Consider the following 17,769-nt stretch of genomic DNA (forward strand, 5'->3'; position numbering starts at 1 on the left):
GCAAGAAGAACTTAGCCTTCGGCGCGAAGAACTCCATCAACTAGACGGGCGCGGGAATCCAGGAGGACTGCAGCTTCAACTTCCTTAGCTGCGTCGCCGTGGACACCGAGGTTGCGCTCGACTGGGCGTTCGTAGAGTACGCCACCGTGCATGCCGGCAACGATGGTGCGCAGACCTGCTTCTTCGCGAGCGATCGCGGATGCACGCCATGCGTCGGCTGCATCATGTCCACGTGCCACGCGGACTGCCTCGTAGAAAGCATCTGGGTGCACAATCGCGACCATTGCAGAAACGTGTCCGAATCCTAGGGAGGTGATCAGACCTGCCTTTGGTGCCTTCGCACGAAGGTCTAGTGGCTTACGCAGCCAGACCAGGTGGGAGTGCTTGGACAGTACTGGGTCAACGCAGTCGAGTGCGCGGTTGGCTGGGACCAGACCAGAACGAAGGACCTGGGTAAGGCCGATCATCTGGAATGCTGCAGCGCCACCCTTGGCATGGCCGGTGAGTGACTTCTGGGAAATCACGTACATCGGGTTGCCATTGCTGCGACCGATTGCAGCTGCAATGCGCTCGTGCAGATCGGACTCATTTGGATCATTCGCATTGGTGGAGGTGTCGTGCTTGGAGATAATCGAGATCTCATCAGCAGCAACGCCTACGGAACGCAGGGCCTGGGCAAGGCGGGATTCCACGCCATCGCGGGCTGCGCCCAAAGCACCAAGGCCTGGGGCTGGGATGGAGGTGTGTGCACCGTCTGCGAAGGATTCTGCGAAGCCAATGACACCGAGTACGGGAAGTCCCATGTCTGCTGCAAGTGATGCACGTGCCAGCAGAACAGTTCCGCCACCTTCGGATTCAATGAATCCACCACGGCGACGGTCGTTGGCGCGGGAGAAGAAGCGATGTTCAATTCCCTTGCCTTCCATCTCTGCGGAATCAGCGGTTGCTGCCATGTCGCCGAAGCCGGTGATGCCTTCAACGGACAGTGCATCGAAGCCACCTGCGACAACGAAGTCGGACTTGCCGATGCGGATCTTGTCTACGCCTTCTTCCACAGAGACAGCTGCGGTTGCACAGGCTGCCACTGGGTGGATCATCTGGCCGTAGCCGCCGACGTAGGACTGCATGACGTGAGCTGCCACAACGTTTGGCAGTGCTTCCTGCAGTACGTCGTTAGCGCGTGGCTCTGCCAGGATGCGGTCCACGTAGATGCCGCGGAGGGATTCCATGCCGCCCATGCCGGTGCCCTGGGTGGAGGACACGCGAGCTGGGTGCACGGATGCAAGCAGTTCAGCTGGGGTGAAACCAGCGGAAAGGAATGCATCGACAGTACAGACAATGTTCCACAGTGCAACGGTGTCCAGGTTGTCCACCATGTCGGCTGGGATTCCCCAGACAGCTGGGTTGAAGTCCTTTGGCACCTGTCCGCCAACGAAGCGGGTCATCGCCATGCGGCGAGGTACACGGATCGCAGATCCAGCCTTGCGGGTGACCTTCCACTCCCCTGCGGCTTCGTCGAAGGAAGCGAAGGTGAGTTCTGGTTCAGAATCGACGTAGGTCAGTGCTTCTTCACGGGAGCCCACGTTGAAGGTGAGGTCATTGTCCAGGTAGACGGTGGTCAGCTCTGGTGCGAAGTTGTCGATCATGCCGTACTGAGGCATGTCGTTGTACTTGCGCACGCCGACGCGCGCCATGACTTCATCGTGGTAGAGGTCGAAGATATCTTCTTCCGCTACTGCGTCATCAGATGCGTCGTACCAGCCTGGCTTTGGATCTTCATCCCAGTGGATAAGTCCCATGGTCCATGCCAGTTCGATGACACCTGCTGCAGTGAGGGAACCGTTGAGCTCGGCGTCGAAACGCGTACGAGCAGAGCCCAATGGTCCGAGCTCACCGGCGCCGACGATGACAACCATCTCATCCAGATTTTGAGTTACTTGACCTGCGAAATCAGGGGTGGTTTGCACCACTGGACGGTATGGGGTTGGCAGGGCTGCGATGGTGCGTGGAGCCTCTACCACTGGTGCGTTGGCTGCCTTGGCTGCTTCTGCGCGTGCCATTTCTGCCAGGTTCAGATCAGACTCACCAAGTCCACCGGTGAAGTCCACGGTGATTGGTGCGGATGCTGCCTGCTCACGTGCAGATGGAGTGACCTGGGTCAGCAGCTTCTCTGCGATCTCAGAGGTGGAGTAGGTTTCCACGCCTGCTTCTTCAGCAGCCTTGACCAAAGGATCATTGCCACCCATAAGTCCAGTGCCGCGCACCCAACCGATATGAGCATGCACGAGGGAGGTCTGTGCTCCCCATGCGCCTTGTTCTGCATTCCAGCGAGTAACCACGGCATCAAGTGCAGCCTTGGATTCGCCGTAGGCGCCGTCGCCACCGAAGCGTCCGCGGTTTGGTGAACCTGGGATGACAACGTGGAGGCGGTGCGCAACGTTGGTTGCGGTGCCCAGTGGTGCCAGTCCTGCGATGAGGCGCTCGACAGACCAGAGCAGCAGACGCATCTGGGATTCTGCCTGTGGGCCGGCATCCGCCATGGATCCAGATACGCGTGGAGCTGCGAATGGGAACAGCAGGGTTGGTACTAGTGCTGGCTTGAGCAGCTTGGATGCACCGTTAACGGTGGTGGTCTGCTCGGATCCGACCCAGTTGATGATGGCATCGATATCGGAGTAGGAGCTCAAGTTCGCGGACACAACCCACAGCGCAGCTGTGCCACGCGCGGAACGTGCGTAGAGATCCTTGTAGAACTCCAGGCGATCATGGCCCAGATTGGAGGTCGTGGCAATAACTGTTGCGCCACCAGCAAGAAGCTTTTCGACGATTCCCGCCGCGATCGAGTTCGGCGATCCACCGGTTACGACCGCAACATCATCGGCGTAGTCCAAGGCACTAAGATCGCGCGCCTGAGCTGCAAGATCATCGAGGCCGAAGAACTCTGCTTGGGCGGCAACTGCTTCGCCGCTACCTGTGACATCAATATCGGAGGCATCGAGTTCACCAAGAGCAACGCGGGTAAGATCCTCACGCGCAGATGCCCAACGGTCATCGAGCTGCACAACCTTTTCTTCATCAAAGCTTGGTGCAACCTGACGTGGCCAATCAGAGCCCAACTCACGGGAGACCAGCTCGTAGAGATCCTCATCTGCTGCAGCATCCAAAGACACAGCAACTGGAGCATCAAGGCCAAGCTGGGTCAAGATGGTGCGTGCGGTTTGTGCCAGCACACCTGCATTGCCTGTAACCTGCTCTGCGAATTCACCAAGTGCTGCGGAATCAACCACGCCACCAGCAGCATTACCTGCTGAAGGCAGGGACACCGCAACGCCGCGGCGGGAGGCTACGGCCTGGACGGCAGCGTCGATAAGCGAATCAAGGTCTGCTGCAGACGCTGGGTTTGCCGGAGTCAGGGACGCCAGGTCACCGCCGCGCAGGGATGCGCCTTCGCGGGCGCCGATAACAACTTCTGCAACCACATGGTCAGCCCAGCCCTGGCCCAAAGCCCAGGTGCCGGTGACGCGCTCTGCAATGTAATTAGGGCGCTTGCCGGTTGGACCGGTCAGACGACGCAGCGCATCAGTGGCGGAATCAGACAGCACAGGGCCGAACGCCTTGTAGCCCTTCGCCATCTTGGACACAGTGACCTTCAGATCACCGAGCTCAGCATCGGCTGCACCATCAATCGCGCCGAGACCAAACTCCACGCCAAGATCCAGCAGCAGCTGGTTACGGCGAGAAGACACACCTTCAACAAGTGTCTCAATGGAATCGGTGGCACCCATCTGATCTGGGCGCACCTTGGTCCAAATTGCGATGAGCATTTCAGTGGCATCGGATGGGGTGAAGCTGATGTCATCTGGGCGAGGTCCGCCAGTAGCTGCTGCAACAGGAGCGGCGGCTGCAACTGGTGCTGCTGCCGGAGTTTCAGTGGTTGCAGGAGTTTCTGTTACCTCTTCAACCGCAACTGCGCGGACAACCTCATCGGTAGCAAAGACCACTGGGCGATCGCGCTCAATATTGAGCACCTCAATGGTTGCATCCGCGTACTGAGGAAGACGCAGCGTCTGCCCCATCATGTTGGCCAGAGTCGGTGCAGAACCAACGCCGACCTCTACGAAACGCTCTGCTTCAAGGCCCTTGATCAGCAGATCCTGAGTCTCAATCCAGCGCACTGGGGAGGCAAACTGCCAAGCAAGAAGCTCAATGAGCAAGGTGCGAGCAAGCTTTTGTTTATCGGCGGAAGCAGCCTCAAAGTCAGCCAAGATCTCAGCAACATAAGTGGACTCCACAACCTCTGCCATGGATGCCACGAAATCAGCAGTGAGCTCAAATGGGCGTGCCACCAAGTTTGGAATATAGCGACCAACCAGCACATCCAGATCCAAGGTCTCTGGGATGAGGGAATCAAGGTGCTCACGGAAAGCGCCCACGCCATCGCGCAGCTTGGAGGAGTGGAATGGCACGTCAATGCCAGGGATCAGGATGAATGCACGCTGTCCTGGTGCGCGATCTTCAGCATCTGCGCGCAGAGCAGCAAGACCAGCCTGGGTGCCGGCAACTGCGTACTGCAAACCAGCGAGGTTGTAGTTCACGATCTCCAGGAATTCACCGGAAGCTTCAGACACGGCAGCAACATAATCGAAAACATTGTCTGCGGTCAGGCCCATTTTGTTCGGGCGCAGTGCAGCAAGTCCGTAGTTGGACAGGCCGTTTTCATCACGGTCTACCAAACGGTGCATGGTCAGGCCACGGCGGTAGACGATCTCCAGAACTGATTCCAAAGACAGCACGCCTGCATAAGCAGCCAGTGCGTTGTATTCGCCCACGGAGTGACCTGCGAAGTAGGCACGCTGATTCAAAGCTTCTGCTTCGCGCATTTCCGCGATCTGAGCAACGCCCAATGTCGCCATGCCCACCTGAGTGAACTGGGTCAGGTACAGCACACCATCTGGGTGGAAGAACTTCTCCCCTGCCACGATCACTTCGTGTGGGTTGTTTTCCACGATTTCCACGATGGAGAAGCCCAGCTTGCTGCGGGTATGCGCATCGGCGCGATCCCAGATAGCGCGAGCTGCTGCAGAGTTGCGACGCGCTTCCATGCCCATACCCTGGGACTGAATGCCCTGGCCTGGGAATGCGTAGAAAGTAGATGGTGCTGCGACAACAGCGGTGGCAGTCAGCACCATATTGCCGTTGACCATTGCGGTAACAGTACGGACTTCGCCCATGCCTGGGCGGTTGTCTACTGCGGAACGTTCAACGGTGAACTCAATTTCTTCACCTGGAAGAACAGGAGCCAGCATGGTGGCGGTGTATTCCACCACCTTGGCGGCTGGGGTCTGGATTTGCTCATCAGCAAAAGCTGCACCGGCGATTAATTCACCAATGGCAGAAGTCCACATGCCGTGCACGATAACGCCTGGCAGACCTGCCAAAGAAGCAGCAACATCAGAGACGTGAATTGGGTTGCGGTCACCGGAGATCACAGCGAAAGGACGCATAGATTCTGGCGCTACAACGGTAGCCACTGCGCGTGCTGAGCGTGGGGTATCCACGGTGGTTGGCAGTGCGGAGGTGTTGGTGCGTGCCACTGCATTGCCCTTGCGTCCGCGGATAGCGAAACGCTCAGCCAAGGTAGCAATCAAGGTGCCGTGCGCATCCAGGATTTCTGCACGGACAATAACGAGACGACCAAGATCGGTATCCACAACTTCATCAGCGGAAGCAGTGACCTTCAGGGTGCCCTCGGTTGGGATATCTGACTTCAGCACAATGTGGTGCTCAAGGTGGACCAAAGACAGCATGCCTTCGACCACGGATGCGGAATCAGTGCCTGGAATAATCGCAGACTTCACGGCTGCGAATACTGCTGGCCATGCGCGGCCCACGAGTACGTCAGGTGCGGTGTGTGCAGGAACAACAGCAGCTGGCAGGTAACCTGCGGTGACATTGTTGTAATCAGCAATGATGCCGGCGTCCAGGGAAGTTTCCCAGGTAGCAGTGCCCTTGTCCACGGTGGCAAGAGTTCCGCCAGCGGCAATTCGGGTGAGTTCACCCATCGCAGCTTCAGCATCTTCCTGAGTAACCAGAGGGACCGCGCTTGGCAGTGCATCAATCGGGCTGGTGAAACGAATCTTTAGCTCTGCGGCAGTACCGAAAGCGGTGGATCCCGCCAAAGGTACGGTGAGCGTTGCGTGCTCAGCATCGTCATAGACCAGGTTGGCCCCAGTTGGGCCATGGAATGCTTCGAACTCAGTGCGTGACCACTTGCCAGGTTCACCCAGGCTGTGAATCACAGATGGGATATTGCGGCCGGCCCAGAACGTACCAGGGGAAGACAGCACCTTGCCCATGATATCGCGGGAGCGAGAATCGTATTCTGCAACGCGCTCGATGGTGGCATCGACAAAACGATCCAACAAATCAGCAACAGGCTCATTGGCCTTGGTGATGCCAGCAACTGCCACCACACCAGGGATAATAGCTACCTGATCAGCGGTGTAGCGATCATCGTGGGACTGCCATAGGGAGTCCGAACGCCACCAGCGGCGCACGTCCTTATCAATGACAGGCACGAAGTTCACAGGCTTGCCCGGAGTGCGGCATAGACCCAAGAACCAGGCGACATCCGCCGGGCTAAGCAGGTCGGTTGCGGCGTGTGGGTAGGTAGCAACTAGCTTATCGACGCCATCCGCCACGGTCAGGCTTGGCTCAAATTGACCATGATCCTGCTCGATCAAACGTGCCTCAGCACGCTCCAACATCTGAGCGAAACGTGCTGCCCAAGAAGGATCAATCCACTGTCCATCAACAGGACCGGATAGTTCTAGGTAACGGTTGAGCCACTGCTCATAAGTCATCGCACCCAGGTCACCGAAGTACTCCTTGGCAGTCTTGCCAATTGCTGCGATGATGTCATCCCGGCGCGCGTCCACTGCTGCCTGATCGCCAGCAACTTCGTCTAGAAGGCGTCCAGCCTTGGCAAAGGAGTTGTCGATCTCATGGATATCAGCACCAAGCTGGGAACGGCCAGAAGCCATACCGTTCTTGGCATCACCTGCTGGAACCCAGCCATCAGCGCCTTGGGTGGCAACCAGCAGTTCCTTCACGGACTGGGAAGTAAGCGCTTCTTTTGCTGCCATTGCTGCAGTACCAACAAGGATGCCGTCTACTGGCATTGCTGGCAGACCATAAGAGGTAGACCAAGAACCGGTGACATAATCCGCAGCGCGTTCTGGAGAACCAATACCGCCACCAACACACAAAACGACGTTGTCTAGTGCGCGTACCTTGCCGTAGGTGGCAATGAGCAGCTCATCAAGGTCTTCCCATGAGTGGTGTCCGCCTGCAACGCCGCCCTCGATTTGGATGATGATAGGAAGCTTGGGGACTTCCTTAGCAATAGCCAGTACGGAGTTGACCTGCTTGATAGCACCTGGCTTGAAAGCGATCCATGGGAAACCATCGCGTATCAGTTCCTTAACTAATGCAACAGCTTCCTCTTTTTCCGGGATGCCTGCAGTAATAACAATGCCGTCAATGGAAGCACCGTTGGCACGAGCCTTCGGGACAAGGCGCTTGCCACCGATCTGCATCTTCCATAGGTATGGGTCCAGGAACATGGAGTTGAACTGGGCATTGATACCTGGTTCAAGCATCTCACCAAGCTGTGCGATATGGGTTTCTAGAATTTCTGGAGTGACCTGTCCACCACCAGCAAGTTCTGCCCAGTGTCCACCGTTAGCTGCTGCAGCAACAATAGCTGGATCGACGGTGGTTGGGGTCATGCCAGCCAGCATCATTGGGGTGCGGCCAGTGAGTTCGGTAAAACGGGTAACAAGACGTGGAGTGCCATCAACGTGCTCTACGCGAGGAGCGAACTCCTGGTAATCCACAGGAAGCTCCGGTGCCATTCCTGCATCAAATACCTTGGCTTGGCCTGCAGCATCGCACACAGCGAAGGAATCTGCGCCGCGGCCTTCCAAAATGGAGGCAGTAAGTTTTACTACTCCACCGTCTGGGCCGACATCGAGGAACCAGCGAGCGCCAGCGTCATAAGCCTCATTAACGAGAGCAACCCAATCAACAGGGTTGACTAGAACATCAGCGGCGATCTCACGAGTCAGATCAACATCCAGGCCGGCAGTGTTTGCCCATGCAACAGTTTGTTCCACAGCCATGTTCATTGCTGGGTGGTGGAACGCAGACTGCACATTAAGAGCAGAGATGCGTGGATTGAAAGCAGAGCCACCACGCTTCTTCTCTTCGATGGCCTTCTTATCCTTGGTAGCCATTGCTTCCAGAGCCTTGACTACACGTGCATTGTCATCTGGTCGGCCGACCAAAACATAAGAGTCACGGGAGTTGCGCAGACCGATAACCGGGCGGATTTCCGCAGGCACTTCCGAGCAGACCGCGTCGATAGCTTGTTGCAACTGTTCGCGAGTAATACCTGCAATGGACAGCATCGGCATGTTCTCACCATGGGCAAGCAAACCAGTCATACGCGCAGTGCGAGTAATCGCAGCACCAATCAGCTGAGCAATAGCTACAAGTTCATCAGCACGGGTTGGATCTTTCAGCAGATGGACGCCCAAAACACCCTGGGAGTGGCCAATATTTGCCACAGTCTGATCAACATCAAGACGCTGCGCCTCGAGTGCATCCAAGGTAGCAATCTGAGAGACGAAGATGCCTGGCACGCTCACTGCAGACTGGGCAGTGTCAAAAGCTGGCTCTTCGGTGTTGTTGGCCCAAGCAACTGGATCGAAACCAAAGGGAAGGGTACCAACAAGATCATCAGCAACCGGTGCAAGCAGCGTGTTTGCGCGCTCGACGATTTCACTAACGTTGGCACCTGCACCTGCGGCAACCGCAGCGCGGAGGGTTTTCAACCAGTCATATCCTTGGCCTGCGAAAGTGAAAGCAAAAGGCTCCTGGTCGAAGCGGTTAATCAGTCGGCTGGCTCCGAAGTTCCTGCTCAATTCGGTCACGTGAGAACTCGCTCCTTGTATAACTCAGCCGGGATTTACGCTCGGTGCGGATCCTGACCGGAAAATTCGGTTAATACACTTTTTAAACAAAATGGCACGCTGGTAAAACACCAGGGTGACATTGGATAGAAAACAATATGCCACAAATCATGAGGAAAACGTCATCTTTTGCAGGCGTGGCGCACTGCGCCCCCTATATCGTGCCATTTAACAGCCCGCAAACAAAACTTTCCTAGACGAAAAAACTCACCTGGCAGGCCATAGAACCTGCAGGTGAGAGCTAACCAAGGAGGTCGGAAATCAATCCACGCGCCTCTTCCAGGCGAATGACCTGACTGTGGTCTTTTTCACCTTCCATTTGCTTGAGGGAAATTCTCACACCCTCCACAGGTAGGAACACTTGGCAAGCATGATCCGGCACAACCTCCGCTTCGGAAATAATGCCCTGCTCTTCCATCCAAGCGTCGAAATCTCTCGAAATGCTCATAGGGTCAAAGTGTAGCTATATATAAAGAGAAGAGTTCTTAGATTTCCTCCCCACCGGACTCCAACACCCAAGAAACTTCGATAACGGTCTGCGCATCTTCCAAATAGGAATCAGTGAGCTCCTCAAAGCGACGTAAACGATATCGAAGAGTATTCACATGAACAGGAATGCTGCGCGCAGCCGCCGGAATATTCATCTGATTATCCAAATAAGCTCGTACTGATTCAACAATCTCATGAGCAAATTCACCTGATTCTTGAAGTGGCTCAATATATTTATGTGCCAGAATTTCCGTTACTCGCGGATTTGAATGAATCGCTAACTTCCACGTTAAATCCTGCGCCCGAGATACTGCATCTATCGATAAATTATCTGCAGCCTTCAAGACCAAAGATGCATCTTCATATGATGCCGCCAGCCTCGAGAGAACCTCTGGTCTACCCAACCCCACCGAGAAACCTGGCCCCGATACATTCCGCCTGGGCTCACCAATGACAATGCCCACGATCACGCTTGGCTGCACTGAAGTTAATACCCGCACTCCCGCACGCTGCGCCCACTCCTGAATCTTCCTTTCAGCTTGAGAACGATCTGGTGATGCTGCAGCCAGGACACGGAGAGGCACGTCTGCAGGAACGTCGTACATTGCTGCACCCCATAATAATTCGGACAGCGCAGAGCCTTCTGAAATAACTTTTCCAATCCATTCTGTGCGGCGAACTGAATCTGCAATCGCATGAGCAATCTCATGATCGCGATACACCGCAGTTGCACAGGTGGAGTACACATCATTGATCGCCCACATGAGTGTGGACCATTCCAGCATGCGCCGAGGATCGATATTAAATTCCGCGCCTAAAGCCACCATATGCTGCAAAATCTCGCCCATAGACGTACGAAATCCCCTGAGCACACTTCCCAGCGGAACATTTTGCGCTATGCGTTCGTCGGCAAGCATTAAAGCTTCCGGCAAATCAGCCGATTCAGGCTGCGTACCCGCATTAATCATGCGGATTGTCAGCGCGATATTGCGTAGCGATGACTGCCTCACCGATTCCGAATCCACTGCCTCATACCCCGAAACGGTTTCCAGCAATTTAGTGGCAGTGCGATCTGAAATTTCGGCTGCATCTGCCGCTAGCCTTTCCAGCAATTCTTGCCACCGTTCGGGCTGCGTATTCGCTAGCGAATCTCTAGACGTGACTGAACTAACATTCTCCATGGAATCCCAGGGTAGTAGGGATTAAAACCCGGCGCGAACCCGGTACCACGGCATGTTCGAAGGCTAAAAAACTTGTCCTTTGACGGGGGCACCCCTATCGTTGTCACAACTTGATAACGGACTGGTTAAAAAATGGCCAATCTGGCCGATTTAACCCCACGAAAAGGAAACTCATGCTAACCATCGCACGCAACCGCAAGATGAAGCGTCGACTAGCAATCGCCGCTCTCATCGCAAGCACCGCCACCGTCGCAACCGTGGCGCCAGCATCCGCACAGAACAACTTCGCAGCGCTCTCCTCCGGAGTCACCAACACCATCGCCGAAGCAACCGGCACCGCTGCAACCGTAGCCCGCCCAGCCCACGGCACCTTCACCTCCGGCTTCGGTCCACGTTGGGGAAGCTTCCACAACGGCATCGACATCGCCAACGCAATTGGTACCCCAATCTACGCCGTCATGAGTGGCACTGTGATCAGCTCTGGACCGGCCTCCGGCTACGGCCAGTGGATCCGCATCCAACACGACGATGGATCCATCTCCATCTACGGACACATGGAATACCTCTACGTCTCCGTTGGCGAGCGCGTATCTGCCGGACAAGAAATCGCAGGAATGGGCAACCAAGGTTTCTCTACCGGTTCCCACCTCCACTTTGAAATCCATCCAGATGGCGTCACCCCAGTGGATCCCCAGGTGTGGCTCGCAAACAACGGCATCTACCTTTAAGTAGTTTTGAAAGGCTTGATCGCTCGATCAGCTTTCCACACGCTATAAATAAGCCACACTGCCGTGACGAATATGGCAGCGAGGATCAACCACGGTGAAACTGGCCATTTATCTTCCCAGATAACGCCATACGTGATTGTTCCCATTGTTAACGAGACTGCGACAAATAAAACTTTGCCGATAACTTTCATCATCTCGTTTGCATTCGCCCGCACATAATTAACCTGGGCGATATTCTTAGACGGCAGCCCTTGATGTGCATGTGCTGCATGGCTTCGAATCAGCCACGGAACCAAAATTGCCATCGCACCAAGAATTCCTCCGCTCAACGCGAATAATGCAACCACTGTTCCACCGCTTTTGGTCGCCCAACCATCAACCTGTCCGCCCAAGCCCCAATGCAGAGGCATCGGATCAGGAATCTCATCCCAGAACATTAAGAACAACACTGCCGAGATGAGAATGACTGCCAATGTGCTCAAGATCCAACGTCTCGGAATTGGGTTCAGTGGAATGTATTCGCCAGTTGATGCTTCACTCATGGTTTTTCGAGGCCGTTCAGAATTTGCTGCTCAATAACTTTTCTCTCTTTATTATCAAGCTATCAGGCCGAAAGTTTTCTACTCACAAGTTATCGCAGAATAACGAAACCGGCGGGCTATCTTTTCAGATAGCCCGCCGGTTTATATTGTGCGCCTGGAGAGACTTGAACTCTCACGTCCTAGGACACTGGAACCTAAATCCAGCGCGTCTGCCAATTCCGCCACAAGCGCTTAATGCGGGTTTTACTTTACATGCTCTGGTGCACTTTTAACTAATCGAGGTGATCAACTGCACCTTAAAGAAATTCGCTTATCGTAAATAGGCAGGTAGAATAGCATTCTATGAGCGAGCCGGGGCACACCGAGGTTAAAGAAAAAAAGAAAGTCAAAGCAAGTCATATCGTCTTTCTTTTGATTTGTTTCATTGCAGCCTGCGCATTGGCGTGGTGGCAGTGGTCCAGATTCCAATCAGGCACGGGCACTTTCCAAAACCTCGGCTATGCCTTCCAGTGGCCCATCATCGGTGGCTTCTTCGTTTATGCCTATCGCAAGTATTTACAGTACGAAAATGAATCCATTGAGCTAGAAAATCTCGAAGCTCAAATGATGGCCGAACACGGTGAGCTTCCAGATGCCCGGCCACAACATGAAGAAGGCTTTGTGCAGCTGTCTAACCGTCCGAGTTTGGTCGACGATGACAGTACCAAGGAAATCGATGAATCTTTCTTGCCTTCTCGTCCGACAATGAATGTCGAAGAATTCAACAGGTTGAATGATCCGAACGCAAGAAGGCGTCGAAAAGCATAAAGCTGGAACTTTCTCGGGCTTGTGCCCGACTGCTTATCTGCAAGCCCCTCCCCTCTGTTAAAACATAAGGAAACTGCGTGTCTACTACTACGCCCATTCATCCAGAACGTAAAAAGCGCGTTCGCCAAGCTCTGACCATGTTCTCTGTCGCAGCATGGATCACTGGAGTATTTTTGCTCGCGCTGTGTGCTGAGATGGTCATGAAATACATTCTTGGTATGGATCTTCCTGCTTGGGCTCGCTTCGTTCCCATTGCACACGGCTGGGTTTATATTATTTTCTTGATCACCACCCTTAACCTTGGACTGAAGGCACGCTGGGACCCTACGCGCTGGGTCACCACCGCTATCGCCGGTGTGGTTCCGCTGCTCTCTTTCTTCGTCGAGCACAACCGTCGCAAAGAAGTTACTGAAACTTTCCAGTTGAATTCCTAATTTTATTGCGCAAAAATGCCTCCACTTTATCGTCAAAGTGGAGGCATTTTCTTTTATACAGCCAGAAAATTAAGCGTTCTCAGCGTCTGCTAACAGTGCGATCTTTTCTACCAAACCACGCAGTGCTTTACCGCGGTGAGACAGCGCATCCTTTTCCTCAGCGGAAAGTTCAGCAGAGCTTCGTTCCGCTCCACCGATTTCTTCAGCCGGAATGAAAAGCGGATCGTAGCCGAAACCGTTTTCCCCCTTGGGAGCGCGCAGCAACTGACCTTCCCAACGGCCCTCCTGAGCAAACTCTTGGCCATCTGGAAGAGCAAGCACGCACACAGAAACAAACGCTGCATTACGACGCTTGGCCGGAACATGTTCCATTTGTGCGAGCAGCAACTCATTGTTTGCAGTGTCATTGCCATGTGCCCCAGACCAGCGTGCTGACAACACACCAGGCATACCGTTGAGCTCTTCGACAGCAATACCTGAATCATCCGCGATGGTAGCGAGTCCAGTATGCGCTACCCCGGCGCGTGCCTTAATGATCGCATTATCAACAAATCTGCGACCATCTTCGATCGGCTCATCATAAGCTTCCACATCACGCAGAGCGAGCAGCTCAACGGAGTCCAGACCTGCCTGATCCAAAATACGCTGGAGTTCTTTAAGCTTCTTTGCGTTATTGGATGCAAGAAGAAGTTTCATCCCGGTTGCCCTTTATCTTTCTGTTGTAGATACCAGCTTTAGATGCTTATTTTAGATACCCAGTGCAGCTTTTTGAGCAGCAACCAATTCGCGGCAGCCCTTTTCTGCATGGTCAAGCATATCGTTGAGCTGAGCGCGGGTGAAGGTGGTTTCTTCGCCGGTGCCCTGGATCTCCACAAACTCGCCGTGTTCAGTCATAACAACGTTAAGATCCACGTCAGCGCGGGAATCTTCCTCGTACGGCAAGTCCAGGCAGACGTTGCCATCAACGAGGCCAACAGAGACTGCTGCAACTGGTGCCAGCAGTGGGCTGCCCGGAACAACGCCGCGTTCCTGCAGCACCTTGATGGCATCTGCCAAAGCAACATATGCACCGGTAATCGATGCGGTACGGGTGCCACCATCAGCCTGGAGCACATCGCAGTCAATTGCAATAGTGTTCTCGCCGAGCTGGGAAAGATCCACAGCGGCACGCAAAGAACGGCCAATCAGACGAGAAATCTCATGAGTGCGACCCTTGACTTTTCCAGCCATGGATTCACGACGGTTACGCTCTGCAGTTGCTGCAGGAAGCATAGAGTACTCTGCGGTCAACCAGCCTTCGCCAGAATCACGCTTGAAACGTGGCACGCCAACCTCAACAGAAGCGGTGCACATGACGCGGGTATTGCCGAATTCTACAAGCACGCTGCCTGCAGGGTTAGAGGTGAAACCACGGGTGATTTTCACTGCACGCATTTGGTCCTGTGCGCGACCATCAAAACGGGTAAAGCTCGAAGAAGAAGTCATGAAACACAGGGTACCGTCATGCATTTATATTCGACACGTTGGAGTCCTCTGGCAAACAAAAACCGCACTATTTCCATAAGGCTGTCATAAGGCTTTCATAAAAGCTGAAAATAGTGCGGTAAAGAAGCTGCTTAGAAAGAAATCTGCATTCCTGGCACAGCCACTTCGATTGGGCCGGTATAGTACTCCGCCGCTGCAGCTACTGTTGCCTGCGCATCAATCCACGGCGGAATATGCGTGATCACAAGCTTTTTTACATTCGCTTTGGCTGCAATCTTTCCAGCGTCTTGGCCACACATATGCATTGCAGGAGCTTTGCCATCACAGGAATCGCCCCATGAAGCCTCGCACAAAAATACATCAACATCTTTAGCTGCATCCACAAGTGCTTCGGTATACGCGCTATCACCGGAGAAGGTTAAAGTTGCTCCGGTGCGGTGTTCTTCGACTCGAAGCGCATAGGTCTCAATCGGGTGCACGACGCGGAATGGAGTGATCGTGAAATTATCCACGAGTTCCGATTTACGTTCCTGCCACGCATCAAATGCGAAGGTATCTGACATATCGTCAATGCCATCCGGCTCATCGGAGCTCAAGCGACCAAGTCGATTTGGAGTATCTTCTGGGCCAAACAGCAAGTTTCGGCTCTTCGCAGCCTGCACGGGGTGGAATCGACGCCACACCAGCAGGGAGGCAAAATCCGCGCAGTGATCAGTATGCAAATGGGAGAAAATGACGTGTGCGTCAGCCGGGTCTTGGATACCTTGGAGGGCCGCAAGAACGCCGGGGCCCATATCCATAATCACAGCGGGTGCGTCCGGAGAATTTAACAGATATCCAGATGCAGGGTTACCTGGAGCGGGAACGCTGCCAGAGCTTCCTAGGATGGTCAGTCTCATAAGGATACTGTGCCATGCGATTGAAGATCTCGTGAACTTTTAGGCCAAAATGTGAATTTCTAACTATCTCTACCTATTCAGAGGTCAAACACACATCTGGAGTTAGCTTTAGTTTTGTCTCACTTGCGAAACTATTGGTCCAAGGAATCTGCGGCTGAGCTGAGAAAAAATTTCTGGATCACCGGTTGATTCAAAACTATAGCTAGGTTCTGGATGCATTTCAGGATCAGCTAAAAGATCTCGTTGGCTCAAAATACGCAACACATCTTTGGCGGTCTCTTCAGCGCTTGAAACCAACGTAACGTGATCCCCCATTGCTAACTGGATTACGCCAGAAAGCAGCGGATAGTGTGTGCATCCCAGCACAAGTGTATCCACGCCTTCAGCTTGCAGCGGCTCTAAATAGTCTTCAGCAATATTGAGGATCTGTCGGCCACTAGTAATGCCACGTTCCACGAAATCAACAAAACGTGGGCACGCTATTGCATTGACCTCAATCGAGGGGCTTGCAGAAAACAGATCTTGGTAAGCTCCAGAGTTGATGGTTCCCACGGTGCCAATCACACCTACTTTGCCGTTGCGAGTTGCAGCGACAGCACGGCGCACTGCAGGCAGAATCACTTCCACAACCGGCACGCTGTAGCGTTCTCTCGCATCACGGAGAAAAGCTGCTGATGCCGTATTACACGCAATAACGATCATCTTGCAGCCACGATCTACAAGTTCATCTGCAATGCGCAGGGCATGCTCGCGGACTTTCGCAATAGGCAACGGGCCATAAGGGCCATTCGCCGTATCGCCAATGTAAATGATTGATTCATGGGGCAATTGATCAATGATCGTACGCGCCACTGTCAATCCGCCAACTCCAGAATCAAAAATTCCGATTGGTGCATCAGCCCCAGGTACGGGGCGTTCAATCATGGATCCGCTGAAATCAGTCACGGTTGCCATCATAAGCCACTTGCACTGCTTCCCTTTTCATCTGTTGAAGTTGTGCCACAATATGGCAATGGCAGACTCACCAGATCCAGAAACCAGACGCTTCCAGGCAGTGCGGGCAACTCCGGAAACAGTTGGCACAGCTACAGCATCTGTGGTGCCTGCCAAACGCTCTAATAGTGGTGGTGTGCTTGGACTTGTTTTGATTCTTGTTGCCATCATCGTGTGTGCATCTATTTTATTGATCAATAGTCTTGCGGGTTCGAACGATTCATCCGATACGGCAGCCCCGGCTTCCTCGGCTGACACAGCCCCAGAGACTACTAAGACGGACACGGTTCTTAGTACTTCTCCGCAGGAAACGAAGCCGTCTGCTCCGCCGAATAAAACGGGAGAAACCCCCATTGCCCGGCCTCCTCAGCCTGTCCTTCCAACGGGTGCAGCTCCTGCCAACGCAGCTGCCGCAGCTCATGCTGATGCAGGAAATTTGAACAATGTTTATACCGGTTCAGCTGCTACATCGGCAGAATTCGCCCAAGCTGTTCGTGATGCCGTGGCACTAAATTACCTAGAAAACGATGAGATTTCTGGCCAAGTCACAGCACGCAGCCCCATCACAGGTGCCAGCTACAGCATGAATTGCCAAGACAACGGCGACTACGTCACCTGTACTGGAGGAAACAACGCCGTTGTCTACATTTCCTAATTAACTCTTGGCAGCCTATTGGACATGTCGAGCTGATTAACGATCTTTTTCATGGCGGTACCCATCACGCGTAGCTCTTCAGCGGTCAAGGAATCAAACACAATACGGCGCACTTCTTGGACATGTCCTGGGGCGGTATCTTGTACTTTTTTCCAACCAGAATCTGTTAAAACTGCAACGGTGGCACGGCCATCATCAGGATCAGGAACGCGCTTTACCCAACCGGCCTTTTCTAGGCGCGTAACCACGCGGGAAAGGTGCGACAAAGTCATATCGGATAGCTCAGCGAGCTCGCTCATACGCACTCTACGGTTCGGAGCCATGGAAATCTGAGCCATGGTGAAGTACTCAAAATGACTAAGCCCAGCAGCTTCTTTAAGTTGAGCATCCAAACGAGCCGGTAGGCCAATTCGCATTGTCCACACATCAAGCCATACATCTTGTTGTTCGTCAGTCAGCCAAATGTCCTGGGATTCTGGATTCTCACTTGTCATGTCAAGAAATTATAGCCGCTCAACCAA

General features: G+C 53.8%; 13 protein-coding genes and 1 tRNA gene. 4 read left to right on the forward strand and 10 right to left on the reverse strand.

Annotated elements, in window-relative coordinates; translation table 11 throughout:
• Positions 1-11: 11 nt before the first annotated feature.
• The 3 genes from ccrud_RS11220 to ccrud_RS11230 all read right to left on the reverse strand — a co-directional run bounded on the left by ccrud_RS11220 (position 12) and on the right by ccrud_RS11230 (position 10,705).
• Entirely contained in the window at positions 12-8,996 is an 8,985-nt protein-coding gene (locus tag ccrud_RS11220) for a type I polyketide synthase (protein ID WP_066567651.1), read from the reverse strand.
• A gap of 280 nt (positions 8,997-9,276) precedes the next feature.
• Positions 9,277-9,483, reverse strand: coding sequence for a hypothetical protein (locus tag ccrud_RS11225; RefSeq protein WP_066567655.1), 207 nt, complete (start codon positions 9,481-9,483; stop codon positions 9,277-9,279).
• Between the two features lie 37 nt (positions 9,484-9,520).
• Positions 9,521-10,705, reverse strand: a complete 1,185-nt coding sequence (locus ccrud_RS11230) for a PucR family transcriptional regulator (protein WP_066567659.1) — start codon at positions 10,703-10,705, stop codon at positions 9,521-9,523.
• Positions 10,706-10,878: 173 nt separating this feature from the next.
• On the opposite strand from ccrud_RS11230, the gene ccrud_RS11235 reads away from it, so the two are divergent.
• Positions 10,879-11,433: a M23 family metallopeptidase gene (locus ccrud_RS11235; protein WP_066567661.1), complete on the forward strand. Its 555-nt coding sequence runs from the start codon at positions 10,879-10,881 to the stop codon at positions 11,431-11,433.
• On the opposite strand, the gene ccrud_RS11240 is transcribed toward ccrud_RS11235, so the two are convergent.
• Positions 11,430-11,975, reverse strand: a complete 546-nt coding sequence (locus ccrud_RS11240; RefSeq protein ID WP_066567664.1) for a DUF1648 domain-containing protein — start codon at positions 11,973-11,975, stop codon at positions 11,430-11,432. The two genes, ccrud_RS11235 and ccrud_RS11240, sit on opposite strands and share 4 nt — an antisense overlap.
• 149 nt (positions 11,976-12,124) lie before the next feature.
• A tRNA-Leu gene (locus ccrud_RS11245) sits at positions 12,125-12,206 on the reverse strand.
• A 111-nt stretch (positions 12,207-12,317) separates the two neighbouring features.
• On the opposite strand from ccrud_RS11245, the gene ccrud_RS11250 reads away from it, so the two are divergent.
• Together ccrud_RS11250 and ccrud_RS11255 are read left to right on the forward strand one after the other, a co-directional pair.
• On the forward strand, positions 12,318-12,782 hold the full coding sequence (locus tag ccrud_RS11250) for a hypothetical protein (protein WP_066567666.1): 465 nt from the start codon (positions 12,318-12,320) through the stop codon (positions 12,780-12,782).
• 77 nt (positions 12,783-12,859) lie between these two features.
• Complete coding sequence (locus tag ccrud_RS11255) at positions 12,860-13,216, forward strand: DUF3817 domain-containing protein (protein WP_066567669.1); 357 nt, start codon at positions 12,860-12,862, stop codon at positions 13,214-13,216.
• 69 nt (positions 13,217-13,285) lie between these two features.
• On the opposite strand, the gene rdgB is transcribed toward ccrud_RS11255, so the two are convergent.
• From rdgB to murI, 4 genes are all read right to left on the reverse strand, one after another.
• Entirely contained in the window at positions 13,286-13,912 is a 627-nt protein-coding gene (gene rdgB, locus ccrud_RS11260) for an RdgB/HAM1 family non-canonical purine NTP pyrophosphatase (protein WP_066567671.1), read from the reverse strand.
• A gap of 51 nt (positions 13,913-13,963) precedes the next feature.
• Positions 13,964-14,701 carry a ribonuclease PH gene (gene rph, locus ccrud_RS11265; RefSeq protein WP_066569897.1) on the reverse strand — a complete coding sequence of 246 codons (738 nt, stop codon included), beginning with the start codon at positions 14,699-14,701 and terminating at the stop codon, positions 13,964-13,966.
• Between the two features lie 131 nt (positions 14,702-14,832).
• Positions 14,833-15,600 carry an MBL fold metallo-hydrolase gene (locus tag ccrud_RS11270; RefSeq protein ID WP_066567675.1) on the reverse strand — a complete coding sequence of 256 codons (768 nt, stop codon included), beginning with the start codon at positions 15,598-15,600 and terminating at the stop codon, positions 14,833-14,835.
• Positions 15,601-15,708: 108 nt separating this feature from the next.
• Positions 15,709-16,557, reverse strand: a complete 849-nt coding sequence (gene murI / locus ccrud_RS11275) for a glutamate racemase (RefSeq protein ID WP_066567685.1) — start codon at positions 16,555-16,557, stop codon at positions 15,709-15,711.
• A gap of 55 nt (positions 16,558-16,612) precedes the next feature.
• On the opposite strand from murI, the gene ccrud_RS11280 reads away from it, so the two are divergent.
• A complete protein-coding gene (locus tag ccrud_RS11280) occupies positions 16,613-17,248 on the forward strand; it encodes a hypothetical protein (protein ID WP_245670259.1) in 636 nt (211 codons plus the stop codon).
• On the opposite strand, the gene ccrud_RS11285 is transcribed toward ccrud_RS11280, so the two are convergent.
• Positions 17,245-17,742: a MarR family winged helix-turn-helix transcriptional regulator gene (locus ccrud_RS11285; RefSeq protein WP_066567690.1), complete on the reverse strand. Its 498-nt coding sequence runs from the start codon at positions 17,740-17,742 to the stop codon at positions 17,245-17,247. The genes ccrud_RS11280 and ccrud_RS11285 overlap by 4 nt on opposite strands.
• Between the last annotated feature and the right edge of the window lie 27 nt (positions 17,743-17,769).

Source organism: Corynebacterium crudilactis, assembly GCF_001643015.1.
GTDB classification, from domain to species: domain Bacteria; phylum Actinomycetota; class Actinomycetes; order Mycobacteriales; family Mycobacteriaceae; genus Corynebacterium; species Corynebacterium crudilactis.